15 protein-coding genes are annotated in these 16,421 nt (G+C 66.6%); 4 read left to right on the plus strand and 11 right to left on the minus strand.

The features are described from left to right. Nucleotides 1-28 precede the first annotated feature (28 nt). From FG91_RS12590 to FG91_RS12600, 3 genes are read left to right on the plus strand one after another with little or no spacing between them, the layout of a single operon-like run. Nucleotides 29-1,243, plus strand: coding sequence for a hypothetical protein (locus tag FG91_RS12590; RefSeq protein ID WP_037515346.1), 1,215 nt, complete (start codon nucleotides 29-31; stop codon nucleotides 1,241-1,243). 58 nt (nucleotides 1,244-1,301) lie between these two features. After that, nucleotides 1,302-2,201: a hypothetical protein gene (locus tag FG91_RS12595; RefSeq protein ID WP_037515510.1), complete on the plus strand. Its 900-nt coding sequence runs from the start codon at nucleotides 1,302-1,304 to the stop codon at nucleotides 2,199-2,201. Then, nucleotides 2,194-3,564, plus strand: coding sequence for a sensor histidine kinase (locus FG91_RS12600; RefSeq protein WP_037515348.1), 1,371 nt, complete (start codon nucleotides 2,194-2,196; stop codon nucleotides 3,562-3,564). Before FG91_RS12595 ends, FG91_RS12600 begins: the two co-directional genes overlap by 8 nt. 10 nt (nucleotides 3,565-3,574) lie before the next feature. Here FG91_RS12600 and FG91_RS12605 read toward each other — a convergent pair whose 3' ends face one another. From FG91_RS12605 to gltX, 3 genes are all read right to left on the minus strand, one after another. Next, nucleotides 3,575-3,850: a hypothetical protein gene (locus FG91_RS12605; protein ID WP_037515350.1), complete on the minus strand. Its 276-nt coding sequence runs from the start codon at nucleotides 3,848-3,850 to the stop codon at nucleotides 3,575-3,577. 130 nt (nucleotides 3,851-3,980) lie between these two features. Then, nucleotides 3,981-5,264, minus strand: coding sequence for a citrate synthase (locus tag FG91_RS12610; protein ID WP_037515352.1), 1,284 nt, complete (start codon nucleotides 5,262-5,264; stop codon nucleotides 3,981-3,983). Between the two features lie 38 nt (nucleotides 5,265-5,302). Next, a complete protein-coding gene (gene gltX, locus FG91_RS12615; protein ID WP_081940567.1) occupies nucleotides 5,303-6,781 on the minus strand; it encodes a glutamate--tRNA ligase in 1,479 nt (492 codons plus the stop codon). A 59-nt stretch (nucleotides 6,782-6,840) separates the two neighbouring features. Between gltX and FG91_RS12620 the strand changes: the two genes are divergently transcribed. Continuing rightward, nucleotides 6,841-9,000 carry a ComEC/Rec2 family competence protein gene (locus FG91_RS12620; RefSeq protein ID WP_037515353.1) on the plus strand — a complete coding sequence of 720 codons (2,160 nt, stop codon included), beginning with the start codon at nucleotides 6,841-6,843 and terminating at the stop codon, nucleotides 8,998-9,000. Here the strand turns inward: FG91_RS12620 and lexA are convergent. The 8 genes from lexA to FG91_RS12660 all read right to left on the minus strand — a co-directional run bounded on the left by lexA (nucleotide 8,954) and on the right by FG91_RS12660 (nucleotide 16,420). Continuing rightward, nucleotides 8,954-9,634, minus strand: coding sequence for a transcriptional repressor LexA (lexA, locus tag FG91_RS12625; protein ID WP_037515354.1), 681 nt, complete (start codon nucleotides 9,632-9,634; stop codon nucleotides 8,954-8,956). The genes FG91_RS12620 and lexA overlap by 47 nt on opposite strands. Before the next feature lie 65 nt (nucleotides 9,635-9,699). Further along, entirely contained in the window at nucleotides 9,700-10,890 is a 1,191-nt protein-coding gene (locus FG91_RS12630; RefSeq protein ID WP_037515355.1) for a molybdopterin molybdotransferase MoeA, read from the minus strand. After that, nucleotides 10,887-11,357 (minus strand): cyclic pyranopterin monophosphate synthase MoaC, encoded by a 471-nt coding sequence (gene moaC / locus FG91_RS12635; RefSeq protein ID WP_037515356.1) that lies wholly within the window; start codon nucleotides 11,355-11,357, stop codon nucleotides 10,887-10,889. Before moaC ends, FG91_RS12630 begins: the two co-directional genes overlap by 4 nt. Further along, nucleotides 11,354-12,148, minus strand: coding sequence for an indole-3-glycerol phosphate synthase TrpC (gene trpC / locus FG91_RS12640; protein ID WP_037515357.1), 795 nt, complete (start codon nucleotides 12,146-12,148; stop codon nucleotides 11,354-11,356). The genes moaC and trpC overlap by 4 nt, the downstream gene beginning before the upstream one ends. Then, a complete protein-coding gene (gene trpD / locus FG91_RS12645) occupies nucleotides 12,145-13,143 on the minus strand; it encodes an anthranilate phosphoribosyltransferase (protein ID WP_037515358.1) in 999 nt (332 codons plus the stop codon). Before trpD ends, trpC begins: the two co-directional genes overlap by 4 nt. Continuing rightward, a complete protein-coding gene (locus tag FG91_RS12650) occupies nucleotides 13,140-13,730 on the minus strand; it encodes an anthranilate synthase component II (protein ID WP_037515359.1) in 591 nt (196 codons plus the stop codon). Before FG91_RS12650 ends, trpD begins: the two co-directional genes overlap by 4 nt. 72 nt (nucleotides 13,731-13,802) lie before the next feature. After that, the gene (locus FG91_RS12655) at nucleotides 13,803-14,867 is read right to left on the minus strand and encodes an alpha/beta fold hydrolase (protein ID WP_037515360.1); all 1,065 of its coding nucleotides are present in this window, start codon (nucleotides 14,865-14,867) and stop codon (nucleotides 13,803-13,805) included. A 35-nt stretch (nucleotides 14,868-14,902) separates the two neighbouring features. Then, a complete protein-coding gene (locus FG91_RS12660) occupies nucleotides 14,903-16,420 on the minus strand; it encodes an anthranilate synthase component I family protein (RefSeq protein WP_037515361.1) in 1,518 nt (505 codons plus the stop codon). Nucleotide 16,421: the final 1 nt, after the last annotated feature.

A 16,421-nucleotide genomic window follows, 5' to 3' on the forward strand; every position in this document is an offset into this window, starting at 1 on the left:
TGACCGCTGTTCAATACCCTCGGCGCCGATGGCCCTGATTGCGCTGGTCGGCGCCAGCGAAACGCTGCCCGACGGGTCGCTCCGCGCGCTCGTCACCGTGGCGGGCGAGACGCTGATCGAGCGGCAGGCGGCGCGCCTTTCCGACGTCGGCGTGACGCATATCGCGGTTGCGGTCGGCGCGGTCCCCGCCGAATTGCTGACCACGTGCGACCGCATCCGTCGCCGCGGGCTGAAGGTGACCGCGATACGCGCCGCAGCCGACCTGATGGGACTGGTCGAGCCCGACGACCGTATCATCCTCGTCGCCGACGGCCTTCGCGCGGGCGGGACGCATTATGCGGCGATCGCCCGGCCCGGGTCGCCGGCGATCCTCGTCACCGGTGATACGCCGCTGACGCAGGGGTTCGAACGCATCGACGCGACGCGGCGCTGGGGCGGGCTCGCGTGCATTTCGGAACCGATGGTCGCCGAACTCGCCGCAATGCCCGGCGAATGGGACATGATGCTGACGTTGCTGCGCCTCGCGGTGCAATCGGGCGCACGGCGGCTCTATTGCGAGCCAGCGCTGTTCGAGCAGGGCGAGATCGCGATCGTCGCCGATCGTCCCACCGCGGCGCTGATCGAGCAGTCGAGCCTGCAACAGGTCGAATATGGCGGCATGGGGCTCGGCCGTTCGGCGATCATGATGCCGCTGATCCGGCTTGCCGGCCCATTGCTTGTCAAATCGCCTGCCACCGCGCGCTATCTGCCCTATGTCACAGCGCTGCTGTGGGTGATCGTCGGGTTGCTGGCGGCGACCGGGCTTGCCGCCGCAGGCGCTTTGTTGGCGATCTTCGGCGGGCTTGGCCTCGCGGCGATGCGCTTCCTGTCGGCGTTTCGCGCCGAAAGCGCGACGCAGGACCGGACGCGCGAGGTGATCCGCACCTTTGCATGGGTGCTACTCGCGATTTTTCCGTGGCTGCTGTCGCTTGCCGGGCCGGAGCACCGGATGCCGCCGTTTTCGGAGGCCGCGCTCGCGCCGTGCCTCGCCGCGACAATCCTGCTCGCACGTTGGCTTTACGAGGATTCGGGCGAGCGCCGCCGGTTCCACTGGCTACTGCCCGACGCCGACCAGGCGTGGATCATGCTCGCCCCCGCGCTGTTGTTCGGGGTCGCCCCATTGATGTTCGCTATCCTGCCGCTGCTCGCGCTGCTCCAGATCTTGCTCTGGCTGCGGCTCGCGCGGCGCCCGGAAGGGCGCTAGAACAATGGCCTTGAAGGTTTAAGGCCTATTAACGCCATGCTGTTATTGGCGGATGCGCATGAGTGAATCCGTCTCCTCTCCCGGCATCGATCCGCCGTCGCCGACGCTGTCGGCGCGCCTGCGCGAGCTGGCGGGTTATCTGGCCGCGCCGGCGGCGGGACGGCTGACCGAGGAGCAGCGCGCCCTGTCGCTGGGCGTCGCGCGCCGACTGGTCGTCGATGTCGCGGCACGGCTCGATCCCCGTATCGATCCGGGCCTTTTGTGGGGCGAGTGGCTGCGCGGCGGATTGCCGAGCGCGGCGCGGCTCGCGGGCGTTTGTTTCGCGCGCGCCGAGGAGCATCGCTGGCGCGAGCAATCGGGGCAGCGAACCAGCCCGCCGCCGGTGCTGTCCGAGCCCGAAACGGCGCATGCGGATGCGCCAGCGGAGAGCGTGCCGCTGTCCGATGTCGATCGTGCCTATCTCGCGCTGCAGATCGCCGACCGCCGCCGCTTCGATGCGCTGGGCAACCCTGCGCTCGCGGTCGCCGATCTCGACGGCGAAACGTTCCGTGCGCTGTTGTTCGATATCGCCGCGTGGCGGCTGGCCGAGGTGAGCGGGGACAAGCGCCGCGCCGCCGATCTGGGCGACGCGGTGCGCGTCGCGATCGAACGGCAGGCCAGCGAAACCGGCATGTCGCACGCAGGACAGGCCTATTACCAGATTTTGGGTGCGGCGTTGCCCGGCGCGGCCGCTGCCGCGATCGCACGCCACAATTGGCCGACGCTGATCGCGCTCGCCGCGTCGGCGCACCGCCGCGCCTATGACGATATGGCGATCACGCTCCTGACCGCCGAAACCGTCGCGCTGCCGTCGCTGCTCGCACCGCTGCGCCTCGATCACGCGGCGCTGGCGCCGCTCGAGGCTTCGCTGGTGATGCTGCCTGCGCGCGCGGTGGCCGATGTGAGCAACGATGAGTGAGCGTATCATCCGGGGCCGGGTCGACCGGTCGGGCGCGCTCGTCAGCGCCGATGCGCCATTGTTGCGCCTGCAACAGCGTGCGGGCGCCGGGCTCGATAAGCCGCTCGCGCTGCCGCACCTCGCGCGGCTCGTCACGCTGGCGCAGCGGCTTCACCGCGATATCAGCCGCCCGCTATATGCCGCCGACGATCACAGCGACATCCACGCGCTTGTCCGCATCACCCCCGATGCCGACGGCGCGAGCCTCGAGATCAGCGACTGGCGCACGCGCCCGGTGATGCAGCCGCAGGTGCCTGTGATTGCCGACAGCGCCGCCGTACCGCAAAGCTGGACGTGGGAATGCGACCAGCAGCTCCGCCTGGTCGCACTGCACGCCGCGCCCGATGCGCCCGCCATTCCGGGCGGTTGGGAAGGCCGCTCGCTGTCGGAGCTGTTCGAACTCCAGCCCGACGAAGACGGGCGCTTTCCTGTCTTGCGCGCGCTGGCACGCCAGTCGCGCTTTGAAAGCCAGCGCGTGCAGGCGGCGGGGATCGCGATGACCTTGGCGGGCGAAGCCTTGTTCGACGCCACGGGGCGCTTCACGGGTTTTCGGGGGCTTGCGGTCGTCGCCGAAGATCAGGCGCCCGCCGAGCCGAAGGACGGTGGAACGCTCGTCGATCCGGCATTCGGATCGCTCCCGCTGTCCGACCCGCAATTCGGCCGCCGCATCGATGGCGCGCTGCGCGGGCCGCTGAGCCGCATCATCGCGACGGCGGAGACGATTTCAGGACAGTTCGACGGTCCGATCCGCGCCGATTATGCGCGCTATGCCGGCGATATCGCGCATGCGGGGCGGCACCTTCTCGGCCTCGTCGACGATCTGGCCGATCTTCAGAATATCGAGCGGCCCGGGTTCAAGGCGGCGGCCGACGAAATCGATCTGGGCGATCTCGCGCGCCGCGCGGTCGGCCTGCTCGGCATGAAGGCCGAGGAAAAAGGCATCCGCATCGACGCGCCGCGCACCGACGACCGGGCGCCGGCCACCGGCGAGTTCCGCCGCGTTTTGCAGGTGCTGCTCAACCTGCTCGGCAATGCCATCCGCTATTCACCCGAGAATTCGCAAATCTGGATCCGCGTCGACCGCGAAGGCGACCGCGCGATGGTCACGGTCGCCGACCAGGGACAGGGGATCGACGCCGAGCAGCAGGCCGTGGTGTTCGAGAAGTTCGAGCGGCTCGGCCGTACCGACAGCGGCGGTTCGGGCCTCGGCCTCTATATCGCCCGCCGCCTGGCGCGCGCGATGGACGGCGAACTGACCGTCGACAGCGCGCCGGGGCAGGGCGCGCGCTTCACGCTGAGCCTGCCGGCGCGCGACGTCGCCTGACGACGGCCCTCTATCGGTTGATCGAACGACGCGCCTGTTGCGCCTGTTCGCAATATTCGCCGCTATCGCGGCACGCCCTTTCCAGCGCCTGAATCGATTTCTCCCATTGATCGATGACATAGGGATCGTTCGCAATGGTGGGCGAATAGACTTGCCGGCTGGCGGCGCGCATTTGAGCCGAATAACCCGAAAGAGCGGCCCCATCGCTTTTGGTCGGCGATATCGCGGCGATGAGAATGGCAAAAAACCCTGCCATGACGAACAGGACGATCAGCGACGCGAACATCCATCGTCCTCTTCGCATTACAGATTCTTCGCGATCATCATCGAGCGATGTTCTCATCCCCATGGCCAAAAGAAAAGGGGCCGCAGATGCGACCCCTTGTCATCCGTTACGAAGCCAGTCGGCTTGCGACTTAGCGCTTGTCGACTGGAACGAACGGACGATGCGCCGCGCCGGTGTACAGCTGGCGCGGACGGCCGATCTTCTGCGCGGGATCCGAAATCATTTCGTTCCACTGCGCGACCCAGCCGACGGTGCGGGCGAGCGCGAAGAGTGCGGTGAACATCGTCGTCGGGAAACCGATCGCCGACAGGATCACGCCCGAATAGAAATCGACGTTCGGGAACAGCTTCTTCTCGATGAAATAGGGATCGTTGAGCGCCATTTCTTCGAGTTGCAGCGCGACTTCGAAGACCGGGTCATTGACCTTCAGTGCTTCGAACACTTCGCGCACCGTTTTCTGCATCACGGTCGCGCGCGGGTCGTAGTTTTTATAGACGCGGTGACCGAAACCCATCAGGCGGAACGGATCGTCCTTGTCCTTCGCACGCGCAATATATTCGGGGATGCGTTCCGGACGGCCGATTTCGCGGAGCATGTTGAGCGCGGCCTCGTTCGCGCCGCCATGTGCGGGGCCCCACAGGCAGGCGATGCCCGCCGCGATGCACGCAAACGGATTGGCGCCCGACGAACCCGCGAGGCGAACGGTCGAGGTCGACGCATTCTGTTCGTGATCGGCGTGGAGGATGAAGATGCGGTCGAGCGCGCGTTCGACGACCGGGTTCACCTCATAGGGTTCCGCGGGCACGCCGAAGGTCATGCGCAGGAAATTGCCGGTGTAGCTCAGCGAATTGTCGGGATAGACGAAGGGCTGGCCGACCGAATATTTGTAAGCCATCGCGGCGATCGTCGGCATTTTCGCGATCAGGCGGTGGCTGGCGATCATCCGCTGATGCGGATCGTGGATCTCGGTCGAGTCGTGATAGAAGGCCGAAAGTGCGCCGACGACGCCGCACATGACGGCCATCGGGTGCGCGTCGCGGCGGAAACCGCGATAGAAGGTCGCGAGCTGTTCGTGCAGCATCGTGTGGCGCGTGATCGTGGTGTCGAAATCGGCCAGTTCCTGCGCATTCGGCAGCTCGCCGTTGAGCAGCAGGTAACAGGTCTCCATGAAGCTCGAATGTTCGGCGAGATCGCCGATCGCATAACCGCGGTGGAGCAGCACGCCCTCGTCGCCGTCGATATAGGTGATCTGCGATTCGCAGCTCGCGGTCGAGGTGAAACCCGGGTCGTAAGTGAACGCGCCGGTCTGGGCGTAGAATTTGCGGATGTCGACGACGTCGGGGCCGACGGTGCCCGACAGGACAGGGCTGTCGACAGTCTTGTCGCCCAGCGTGATTTTTGCGGTGTCGGTCATATTTTGTTCCCTGTTCTGACGGCGGGGAGAGAGAGTGGCTACGCCCCTGCCGGAAAATGTTGCGCTGCGTCAAGTCGGGCCAGACTGACATCTCGTCCGAGCAACAGCAGCACGTCGAAAATTCCCGGGGAAATGGTTCGGCCGGTTAGTGCAGCGCGTAGGGGTTGCGCGAGTTTTCCGAGCCCCAGTTCGGCGGCTTCGGCTTCGGCGCGCACGGCCGCATCCAGCTCTTCTGTCGTCCAGTCGTTCAGCCCGCGCAGCCGCTCTGTCACAGCGGCAAGCAGGCCTTCGGGCGAGGCCCTTAGCACCTCGGCCGCCTTTTCGTCCACCGGCAACGGGTCCGGCTGGAACAGGAATATTGCGCCATCGGCGATTTCGTCGAGGGTCTTGGCACGCGGTTTCAGCGACTCCATCGCGCGCGTCAGCAGATCGCGGTCGAGGCTGTCGAGTGCGCGGCCGACCAGCTTTTCGACGCGCGGCGCGACCAGATCTGCGAGCCGGGCATCGTCGGCCTCGCGGAGATAATGGCCGTTCAGATTCTCGAGCTTTTTGAAATCGAAACGCGACGGCGAACGGCCGACCTGCGCGAGATCGAACCACTCGGTCGCCTGTGCGCGGCTGATGATTTCATTATCGCCATGTCCCCACCCCAGGCGGAGGAGATAATTGTTCACCGCTTCGGGCAGATAACCCATTTCATCGCGGTACGCATCGACGCCGAGCGCGCCATGGCGTTTCGACAGCTTCGCGCCGTCGGCGCCGTGAATGAGCGGAACATGCGCATAAACGGGCTCGCGCCAGTTCATCGACCGGATCAGCGCGAGCTGGCGGAACGCGTTGTTGAGGTGATCGTCGCCGCGAATGACGTGCGTCACGCCCATATCATTATCGTCGACGACGACGCTGAGCATATAGGTCGGCGTGCCGTCGCTGCGCAGCAGGACGAAATCGTCGAGTTCTGCATTCTGGACGGTGACGTCGCCCTGAACCTTGTCGATGATGGTCGCCGCGCCATCCTGCGGCGCGCGCAGGCGGATGACGTGCGGCACCGATGGATCGCCGTCGTCGCGGTCGCGCCACGGGCTGCGGACGCGGAAGGGCAGGCGCTTTTCCTGCGCCTCGGCGCGCATCGCGGCGAGCTCGTCCTGCGTCAGGTAGCAGCGATAGGCTTCGCCTTTCGCGAGCAGTTCCGCCGCGACCTCGGCATGACGCGGCGCGCGCGCGAACTGAAACACCGTCTCGCCGTCCCAATCGAGGTCGAGCCATTGCATCCCGTCGAGAATCGCGTCGATCGCCGCGTCGGTCGAACGTGCACGGTCGGTATCCTCGATGCGGAGCAGGAATTTCCCGCCGTGATGCCGCGCGAAAAGCCAGTTGAACAAGGCGGTGCGCGCGCCGCCGATGTGCAGGAAACCGGTCGGCGAGGGGGCAAAGCGCGTCACGACGTCGGCGCCGGTTGCCTCACCGGTTGCCTTGGGGGTCGCTGCTGCCACTTTGGTTTGGTTTTCGGTTGCCACTATGGCCTCTTTCACTCAATTTGCCGCCCTTCTGGGCGGGGATCGGGGGTGCCCCTAGCATGGCGACAAGGCAGCTTCAAACGCCCATTGCCGCACGCTTGACAAGTATCTGGCGCGGCGCGGGGGACGCGCTCGAAACGCGGCTGGAGGCGGAGCGCGAGCGGATCGGGCTCTGGCTGCCGGTCACGCTCGGCGCGGGCATCGCGGCGTGGTTCGCGTTACCCGCGACGGCGCACTGGATCGGGTTGCTGCTACTGCTCGCCGCCGGCTTGTGTGGGGGGCTGCTGATCGGCTGGCAGAGCCGCCTCGGACGGCTTGTTGTCGTGGGGTGCGGCGTGATGGCGGCGGGCGTGCTGCTCATCTGGACGCGCGCCGTCTGGGTCGCGGCGCCGGTGCTGGCCGTGCCGGTCGTGACCGAATTTTCCGCGATCGTCGAGCGCGCGGAGCCGCTGCCCGCCAAGGGGCAAGTTCGCATTCTCGCTCTACCGCAAAACCGTGCCGACCTGCCGCCGCGTGTGCGATTGACCTTGCGCAGCGAGCAGGCCGCGACGCTTACCGATGGCGAAACGATCGGAGTCAGGGCGCGCCTGATGCCGCCACCGACGGCGAGCCTGCCAAGCGGATATGATTTTGCGCAGCGTGCTTGGTTCGATCGGATCGGGGCGGTCGGGACGGTGCTTGGCGACGTTTCGCGGGTGCCGGGAGCCGGGGCCACAACGCCGCCGCTGCGGGCGCGGCTCAGCGCGCATATCCATGAGCAGGTCGACGGGTCGGCGGGAGGCATCGCCGCAGCGCTGGTGACGGGCGATCGCGGGGCGATCAGCGAAGCGGACGAGGAGGCGATGCGCCGCAGCGGATTGGCGCACCTCTTGTCGATCAGCGGGTTGCATGTGACCGCCGTTGTCGGTTTCGCGATGCTGCTCACGATGCGGCTCCTCGCGCTGAACCGAAGGCTCGCACTGGCGGGCTATGTCCTGCCGCTCGCCGCGGCCGCGGGCGCGCTCGCTGGCGGCGGCTATACGTTACTCGCCGGGGCCGAGGTGCCGACACTGCGCTCGTTCATCGCCGCGCTGCTCGTGCTCGTCGCTTTCCTGATGGGCCGCGAGGCGCTGACGCTGCGGCTGGTTGCGGCGGGCGCGCTGATCGTGTTGATCTGGCGCCCCGAGTCGCTTGCCGGTCCGAGTTTCCAGCTGAGCTTTGCAGCGGTCACCGCGATCATTGCGCTGCATGAAAGTCGTCCGATGCGTGCCTTTCTCGCCCGGCGGGATGAGTCGGTGGCGATCCGTTTGGGACGCGGCGTGGTGGGATTGCTGATCACCGGATTGGTCGTCGAGATCGCGCTGGCACCGATCGCGCTGTTCCATTTCCACAAGGCGGGGCTGTACGGTGCGCTCGCCAATGTGGTCGCGATACCGCTGACGACCTTTGTCATCATGCCCGCCGAGGCGCTCGCCTTGTTGTTCGACAGCGTCGGGCTCGGAGCGCCCTTCTGGTGGATCACCGAACAAGCGCTGCTCGCGCTGATCGGGCTGGCGCACGGCGTCGCCGATGCGCCGGGTGCGGTCGCCATGATGCCGAGTTTTCCGGGCTGGGGCTTTGCCCTCGCGATATTCGGCGGACTCTGGTTGCTGCTTTGGAAGACGCCATGGCGCCGCGCGGGTGCGGTGCCGCTGGCGATCGGCATGGCGGCGCTGCTTGTCCAGCCGCGCCCCGATCTGCTTGTCACCGGCGACGGCCGCCATATCGCGGCCGCGTTGCCCGACGGCAGCTATGCGCTGCTCCGCGACAGGGCGGGCGACTATGTGCGCGACAGCATGGCCGAGGCCGCCGGGGTCGATGCCCCGCTCGCCGCCTTGGCCGAACTCGATCATGTCGAATGCAATCGCGATTTCTGCCGCTGGAGCCAGGGCGAGGGTTCCGCGCGGCGCATCATCCTCGCCTCGCGTGGCCGCGACCGGATCGAGGGACCCGAGATGGCGGCCGCCTGCGCCGCCGCCGACGTCGTGATCAGCGACCGTTGGCTACCGCACGAATGCGTGGGGCGCTGGATGACGATCGATCGGGACAGCCTGGCGACAAGCGGCGGACTGGCGCTTTATCTGGGCGAAAAGCCCGAAGCCGTCGCCGCGCTCAAAGCGGGCGACGGACATCCGTGGCGTTTGCCGCAGCAGCTTAGTGGTAACGACGAAGCAATCCCGACAGGCGACCCTGCACGATGACACGTTCGGCGGGGTAGCGCTGCGGTTCGTAGGCAGCATTCGCCGGGTCGAGGCGGATCATCTGCCCTTCGCGGCGGAAATATTTGAGCGTCGCGTCCTGCCCGTCGACCAGCGCGACGACGATATCGCCCTCGCGCGCGGTGCTGGCTTTCTGGATCAGCGCATAATCGCCGTCGAAAATGCCCGCTTCGACCATCGAGTCGCCCGACACTTCGAGCGCATAATGTTCGCCCGAGCCGAGCAGCGCAGCGGGGACGGCGAGATTGTTGTGATCCTCGAACGCCTCGATCGGGACGCCTGCTGCGATCTTGCCGTGCAGTGGAACTTCGATGATGTCGTTGGCCGCGATCGGCTTGAGTGCCGGGGGCGCCTTGCGGAGCGGGACGACATTTTCACGTGCCGGCGCGGCGGCTTTCGCAGCCTCGGGTACCTTGAGCACCTCCAGCGCGCGTGCGCGGTTGGGCAGGCGGCGGAGAAAACCCCTTTCTTCCAAGGCGCTTATCAGGCGATGTATGCCCGATTTCGACTTCAGGCCCAGCGCCTCCTTCATCTCCTCGAACGATGGCGAAATGCCGCTCGTGTCGAGACGTTCCTGGATGAAGTGGAGCAGCTCATGCTGCTTTGCGGTCAACATCGGTCGTTCTCCATGATGCCAGTTCCGGACATAGGGAGAACGATAGTGGAACAAAGCGGAACTTGTCAAGCGATGACGATATAGTCCGCCATGTCGCCCGCCGCGCGGGCTGGCGCGCCAATGTCGCGGATCAACAAGGCATTGGCCGATGCGAGCGGCAGCGTGAGCCCGCTTTCCTGCCCGAAGCGCGGAGTCAGCTGTCCCCCATCGAGTCGCGCGCGGAGATAATCGCGGCGCGCGCCTCCTTCGGCCAGCGCCGCGGCGAGCGGCGCCCGGTGCACCGCGGGAAAAGGATCGCGCGCGCCGGCGAGGTGGCGGACGAGTGGGAGCAGGAACAATGTCGCGGTGACATAGGCCGACGACGGATTGCCGGGCAGGCCGAGCAGGACCGCATCGCCGATCGTCCCGGCAATCAGCGGCTTGCCCGGGCGCATCGCGATTTTCCAGAAATCGAGCTGGCCACCGGCGTCTTCAAGCGCGCCGCGTACATGATCGTGATCGCCAACCGAGGCGCCCCCCACGGTCACCACGACGTCGTGACGTCGCGCCAATTCCTTGAGAATCTTCGCAAGTGTCGCGCGATCGTCACGGATATGGTGCGGGAGAACGAGACCCTCGACCTCGCCGGCGAGCATCGCGGCGAGCATCGCGCCGTTGCTGTCGGGGATCTGGCCGGGGGCGAGCGGGAGCCCCGGCTGGACGAGCTCGTCGCCGGTGGTGAGGATCGCGACGCGCGGACGGCGGCCGACGGCAAGCTGGCCCGCACCGCTCATCGCCGCCGCCGCGATGGCTCCGGGCGTCAGGCGTGTGCCCGCCAGCAGCAGGCAATCGCCCGCGGCGAAATCGATAGCGCGCGCGCGGATATGGCGACCACGCGATCCGGGACCATCGCCCGTCAGGATCAGTTGCTCGCCGTCGCGTGCGACGTCCTCCTGGACGATCACCGTGTCGGCGCCGGCAGGAATCATCGCGCCGGTGAAAATCCGCATCGCCTCGCCGGATTCCACGATGCGGTCGGGTGCGGCCCCGGCGGCGGCTTCGCCGATGACCGACCATGGCCCGGGCAGGTCGTCGAAACGGATTGCATAACCGTCCATCGCCGACAGCGGGGCGGCGGGCTGGTCGCGCAAAGCGATGACATCGCTTGAAAGATAACGGCCAAGCGATTCGGAAAAGGCGATATTTTCGCTGGCGAGTGGCGCGCGCAGCGCGAGCAACCGGGCCTGCGCTTCCTCGAGGGGAAGCAGCGCACTCATTCGGCGCGCCAGTCGCCCGAGCGTCCGCCGCTCTTTTCGAGCAGGCGGATGTCGCCGACTATCATCGCGCGGTCGAGCGCCTTCGCCATGTCGTAGAGCGTGAGCAGCGCGACCGAGGCCGCGGTGAGCGCTTCCATCTCGACCCCGGTTGGGCCGGTCGTCTGTGCGGTCGCGGTGACCGATATCCCGCTGTCTTCCCACGCAAAATCGACACCAACCTTGGACAGCGCGAGCGTATGGCAGAGCGGGATAAGGTCGGCGGTGCGCTTGGCGGCCATGATCCCGGCGATGCGTGCGGTCGATAGCACGTCGCCCTTCGGCGCATTGCCGCTGCGGATCGCTTCGAGCGCCGACGGCGACATGATGATGCGGCCACCGGCGATCGCGCGGCGCTGCGTCGCGGGTTTGGCGCCGACATCGACCATCGACGCAGCCCCGCTTTCGTCGAGGTGCGTCGGCCGCGTCACGCCGCGGCGCCCGTCAGCAGCTTGCGCGTTGCCGCCGCGACGTCGGGCTGGCGCATCAGGCTTTCGCCGACAAGGAACGCGCGGACACCGCTTTCGGCCAATCTTTCACAGTCGGCATGGCTCGCGATGCCGCTTTCGCCGACGAGCAGGGTGCCCGGGGGGACCAGCTTTGCAAGGCGTTCGGTGACGGCGAGGTCGGTTTCGAAGGTGCGCAGGTCGCGATTATTCACGCCGATCAGGCGCGACTTGAGTTTGGTGAGCGCCCGGTCGAGTTCGACCTCATCATGCACCTCAACGAGCACGTCCATGCCGCGTTCGATCGCCGCGGCTTCGATCTCGCGCATCACGCCGTCTTCGAGCGCGGCGACGATGATCAGGATTGCGTCGGCGCCGATCGCGCGCGCTTCGGCGACCTGCCATGGGTCGACCATGAAGTCTTTGCGGAGCGCGGGGAGGGGGCAGGCGGCGCGGGCAGCGATCAGATAATCCTCATGTCCCTGAAAATAGGGCGCGTCGGTCAGGACAGACAGGCACGCGGCGCCGCCGGCGGCATAGGCGCGGGCGTGACTGGCGGGATCAAAATCCTGTCTTATCAGCCCCTTGGATGGCGAAGCCTTCTTCACTTCGGCGATCAGGCCGAAATCGCCTGCGTCGATCTTTGCCTGCAAGGCGGCGGCGAAGCCGCGCGCCGGACCTGCGTCGATCGCATCGAGGTCCGCCAAGGAGCGCGCGGCGCGGCGCTCGGCGACTTCGTCGGCCTTGGTGGCTAGGATTTGCGTGAGCTTGTTCATTTATAGGCGATCCAGCAATTGAGCAGCGCGTTGGCAAGACCTTTGTCGATCGCCTCGGCGGCTTCCTCGACGCCTTCGAGTGGCGTTTCGGCAGCGCCCGCGACGATGAGCGCTTCGGCGGCGTTATAAAGCACCGCGTCGCGATAGGCGCCCGGCTCGCCTTCGAGCAGGCGGCGCAGCGCCTTGGCATTATATTCGGCGTCGCCACCGCGGATTTCGGCGAGCGAACGCGTCGGAAGCCCCGCATCGGCGGCGGTGCTGCGCTGCATGCGCACGCCCTCGGGCAGGACCACCGCGACCTCGTTGCCGCCCGCAAGCGACAGTTCGTCGAGCCCCTCGTCGCCCGAAATGACACGCGAATGCTCGGTGCCGAGCCGGTGCAGCGCCTCGGCATAGACGGGAACATAGGCGGGGCGTGCGATGCCGACGAGCTGGCGCGTCACGCGCGCGGGATTGGCGAGCGGCCCCATCAGGTTGAAGATCGTCCGGCGTCCGATCGCCCTGCGGATCGGCATGATGCGCTTCATCGCCGGATGGCGCGTCCCGGCGAAGAGGAAGCAGATGCCGAGGTCGGCGAGCTGTTCCTCGGCCTGCCGGTCGGCGCGGTCCATGTCGAGACCGAGCGCCTCCAGCGTGTCGGCCGCTCCCGATTTCGAAGAAGCTGCCCGATTTCCGTGTTTTGCGACCGGAACCTCGCACGCCGCGACGACGATCGACACGGCGGTCGAGACGTTGAGTGTATGATGGCCGTCGCCGCCGGTGCCGCAGACGTCGATCGCGCCGGTGGGGGCTTCGATCGGGATCAGCCGGTCGCGCATTGCCTGCGCCGCGGCGGCGATTTCGACCATCGTTTCGCCGCGTTCGGAGAGCGCGGTCAGGAATTCGGCGATATTGTCGTCGCTCGCGCCGCCGTCGAGCATCGTCGCGAAGGCATCGGCCGCCTCGTCATGTTCGAGCAGTCCGGCAGGATCGGGAAACGGACCGAAACGGCTCATGCGGCTTTCCGTTCGCCGACCGGCAACCCCGCGATTTTCAGGAAATTGGCGAGCATTGCATGGCCATGTTCGGTCGCGATGCTTTCGGGGTGGAACTGGACGCCGTGGATCGGCAACTCGACGTGGCGGAAACCCATGACCGCGCCGTCGTCGCTCGTCGCGTTGATCGCGAGGCTCGCGGGAATGTCGACGACCTCAAGGCTGTGATAGCGCGTCGCCTGAAACGGTGAGGGCAGGCCGGCGTAGAGCCCGCTGTTGTCGTGGCAGACGGGCGACGTCTTGCCGTGCATCAGGTGGCCGCGCTGGACGGTGCCGCCGAAATGCTGGCCGATCGCCTGATGACCGAGGCATACGCCGAGCAGCGGGCGACGCGCTTCGGCACAGGCAGCGACGAGGTCGAGGCTGATTCCCGCTTCGTTCGGCGTGCAGGGGCCGGGCGAAATCAGGATCGCGTCGGCGCCGGTTGCGAGCGCGTCGCTTGCGGTCAGCGCATCGTTGCGCTCGACGCGCACGTCGACCCCCAGCTCGATCAGATAATGAACGAGGTTGAAGGTGAAGCTGTCATAATTGTCGATGACGAGGATCATGGAGGGCGCACTAACGATTTTGCGGGGGTTGGGGAAGGGATAGAAGCTTTTCGGGGCGCAACTCTTCCTTCGTTACTCCGCCATCAGTTTCGCCAGATCATCCTTCCAGAATTTCGCCCAGGTGTGGGTGCTATGGCCCTTGGTTTCGGGGCTCGCCGCGATCAGGATGAACTTCGTCGTCTTCAGCCGTGCGGTCGCCTTTTCGGTGATGCCATAGGCGGGCGGGTTGATGAAATCGTCGGCCGAATTGATCCAGAGCACCGGCACCCTGATCTTTTCGAGGTTCGGCCAGGGATTGTAGGTTCGCGAACTGTCGAGCTGATAGATGGTGTCGTTCGCGTCGTTGCGGCCATAGGTGCGGGCGAAGGCCTCATCCTTGTATTTCTCGGCCGCTTCGCGCGTCGGATATTGCGCTTGCAGCGCGTAGGGATTGGCGCCCGCGATCATGCCGAGCGAGGCCGCGGTGCGCAGGCCCGCTGCGGGCGGATCGGTATAATTGCCGTCCTTCCACAGCGGATCGGCCTTGATCGCGTCAATCGACAGCGTGCGCCACATGCGGTTCTGCCCGGCGATTTCGACGGGCAGGCACGCAAAGGGCGCGAGCTTTTCGGCGAAATCGGGCCAGGTTTCGCCCCAGACAAACGCGTGCATACAGCCCATCGAGGTGCCGAGGATGAGCTTCAGCTTTTTCACGCCAAGCTTTTCGGTGAGCATCCGGTGCTGGGCGCTGACCATGTCGTCATAGTCGTAGCGCGGGAATTTCATCCGCATCCCGTCGCTGGGCTTCGACGAGCCGCCGTGACCGATATTGTCGGGCAGGATGACGTAATATTTCGTCGTATCGAGGAGCTGGCCGGGGCCGAAAAGCTCGTTCGCGAACTGTGGCTGGAAGAATTGCTTTCCGGTGCCGCCGGTGCCGTGAAGGATCATCACGGCGTTGGTGACATTGCCCTTCGCATCGCGCTGCGGCGTGCCGAGCGTCGTATAGTGAATCTTGAGCTCGGGCAGCTTTTCGCCGTTGGCGAAAGCGAAGTCCTTGAGGATCGCATCGCCTTCGACTGCACCCTCGACGGTCTGGGCGTGAGCGGGGATAGCGCTGGCGAGCAGCAGGGCGAGCGGGGCGAGGAATTTATGCATGGCCGGACGCTAGCGTCCGCTCGGCACCCGTCAAGCTATTGCCCGTACCCCGGAGTTCCGGCGAGCTTCACCGCCTCGCGCGCCGCCGCGAAGAGCGCACCCGCCTTGGCCTCGCACTCGCGCTGTTCATAGGCGGGATCGCTGTCGGCAACGATGCCCGCGCCGGCCTGGACGTGCATTTCGCCGTCCTTCACGATCGCGGTGCGCAGCACGATGCAGCTGTCCATATTGCCGTCGGGCGCGAAATAGCCGACGCCCCCCGCATAAGGCCCGCGCGCATCGGCTTCGAGTTCGGCGATAATCTGGCACGCGCGCACCTTGGGCGCGCCGCTGACGGTGCCCGCGGGGAAGCCCGCGAAGAGCGCGTCGATCGCGTCCTTGTCCGGCGCGATGCGGCCGATGACGTTCGAGACGATGTGCATGACATGGCTGTAGAATTCGACGGTGTAGCTGTCGGTGACGGCGACCGATCCGCCGATCGCGGCGCGGCCGACATCGTTGCGGCCGAGGTCGAGTAGCATCAGATGCTCGGCGCGCTCCTTGGGATCGGCGAGCAGGCTTTCGCGGTTCTCGGCGTCCTCGGCGCTCGTACGACCACGCGGGCGGGTGCCGGCGATCGGGCGGATGGTGATTTCGCCATCGCGGACGCGGACGAGGATTTCGGGCGACGAGCCGATCAGCGCGAAGCCCGGCAGGTCGAGGAAATAGAGGAAGGGCGACGGATTGATGCGGCGGAGCGCGCGATAGAGGTCGAACGGCGGCAGGTCGAACGGCGTCGAGAAACGCTGCGACAGCACGACCTGAAAAATGTCGCCGGCGGCGATATAGTCTTTCGCGGTCGCGACCATCCGGGCGAAATGCGCGGGCGTGGTCGCGGGATTGGCGGCAATATCCGTGGGGAGCGCGTCGGTTGACGCGCGGTCGGTGTGCGCACTGACGCTCGACAGCCGCGCGGCGATGGTGTCGAGCCTTTCCTGTGCCGCTTCGATCATCCGGTCGATGGCGCCCTCCGGATCGGGCCAGATCGGCGCGATCAGGAAGAGTTCGTCGGCGAGGCGATCGAAGACCAGGATGACCGTCGGGCGCACGAACACCATGTCGGGCAGGCCGAGGCCCGCCCCCGGCGCGCGCGGGATGCGCTCGACGAGACCGATCGTTTCATAGGCGAAGAAGCCGACAAGCGTCGCGAGCGCCTTGGGCAGGCCTTCGGGCACGTCGAAGCGGCATTCGGCGACGAGGTCGCGCAGCGCCTGAAGCGCGGGGGTGTCCAGCGGCTGGAACGCATCACGGTCGCGGCGCCAGTCGCGGTTGATCCGCGCGGCGTCGCCCGTCACCTCGAACATCAGGTCGGGGTCGAGACCGAGCAGGCTGTAGCGCCCGCGCGTCTCACCGCTTTCGACCGATTCGAGCACCCAGTCGCCGCGCCCCGGCTCGATCAGCTTGAGCGCCGCCGAAACGGGCGTTTCGATGTCGGCGATCAGCCGCTGCCAGACGACTGCACCACGCCCGCCAGCGAGCGCTTCGAGCGCGGCGGCTCTTCCCTCGAGACTCACC

Origin of the sequence: Sphingopyxis sp. LC81 (assembly GCF_000756375.1) — a bacterium.
In the GTDB taxonomy this organism is placed as follows: Bacteria; Pseudomonadota; Alphaproteobacteria; order Sphingomonadales; family Sphingomonadaceae; genus Sphingopyxis.

Excerpts from the sequence above, each read along its gene's own strand:
- FG91_RS12605 (WP_037515350.1), bottom strand. The coding sequence starts at position 3,850 with ATGTTCGCGTCGCTGATCGTCCTGTTCGTCATGGCAGGGTTTTTTGCC.
- trpD (WP_037515358.1), bottom strand. The coding sequence starts at position 13,143 with ATGAGCCGTTTCGGTCCGTTTCCCGATCCTGCCGGACTGCTCGAACAT.
- FG91_RS12630 (WP_037515355.1), bottom strand. The coding sequence starts at position 10,890 with ATGAGTGCGCTGCTTCCCCTCGAGGAAGCGCAGGCCCGGTTGCTCGCG.
- FG91_RS12650 (WP_037515359.1), bottom strand. The coding sequence starts at position 13,730 with ATGATCCTCGTCATCGACAATTATGACAGCTTCACCTTCAACCTCGTT.
- lexA (WP_037515354.1), bottom strand. The coding sequence starts at position 9,634 with ATGTTGACCGCAAAGCAGCATGAGCTGCTCCACTTCATCCAGGAACGT.
- trpC (WP_037515357.1), bottom strand. The coding sequence starts at position 12,148 with ATGAACAAGCTCACGCAAATCCTAGCCACCAAGGCCGACGAAGTCGCC.
- FG91_RS12600 (WP_037515348.1), top strand. The coding sequence starts at position 2,194 with ATGAGTGAGCGTATCATCCGGGGCCGGGTCGACCGGTCGGGCGCGCTC.
- FG91_RS12655 (WP_037515360.1), bottom strand. The coding sequence starts at position 14,867 with ATGCATAAATTCCTCGCCCCGCTCGCCCTGCTGCTCGCCAGCGCTATC.
- FG91_RS12610 (WP_037515352.1), bottom strand. The coding sequence starts at position 5,264 with ATGACCGACACCGCAAAAATCACGCTGGGCGACAAGACTGTCGACAGC.
- FG91_RS12595 (WP_037515510.1), top strand. The coding sequence starts at position 1,302 with ATGAGTGAATCCGTCTCCTCTCCCGGCATCGATCCGCCGTCGCCGACG.
- FG91_RS12620 (WP_037515353.1), top strand. The coding sequence starts at position 6,841 with ATGGCGACAAGGCAGCTTCAAACGCCCATTGCCGCACGCTTGACAAGT.
- FG91_RS12590 (WP_037515346.1), top strand. The coding sequence starts at position 29 with ATGGCCCTGATTGCGCTGGTCGGCGCCAGCGAAACGCTGCCCGACGGG.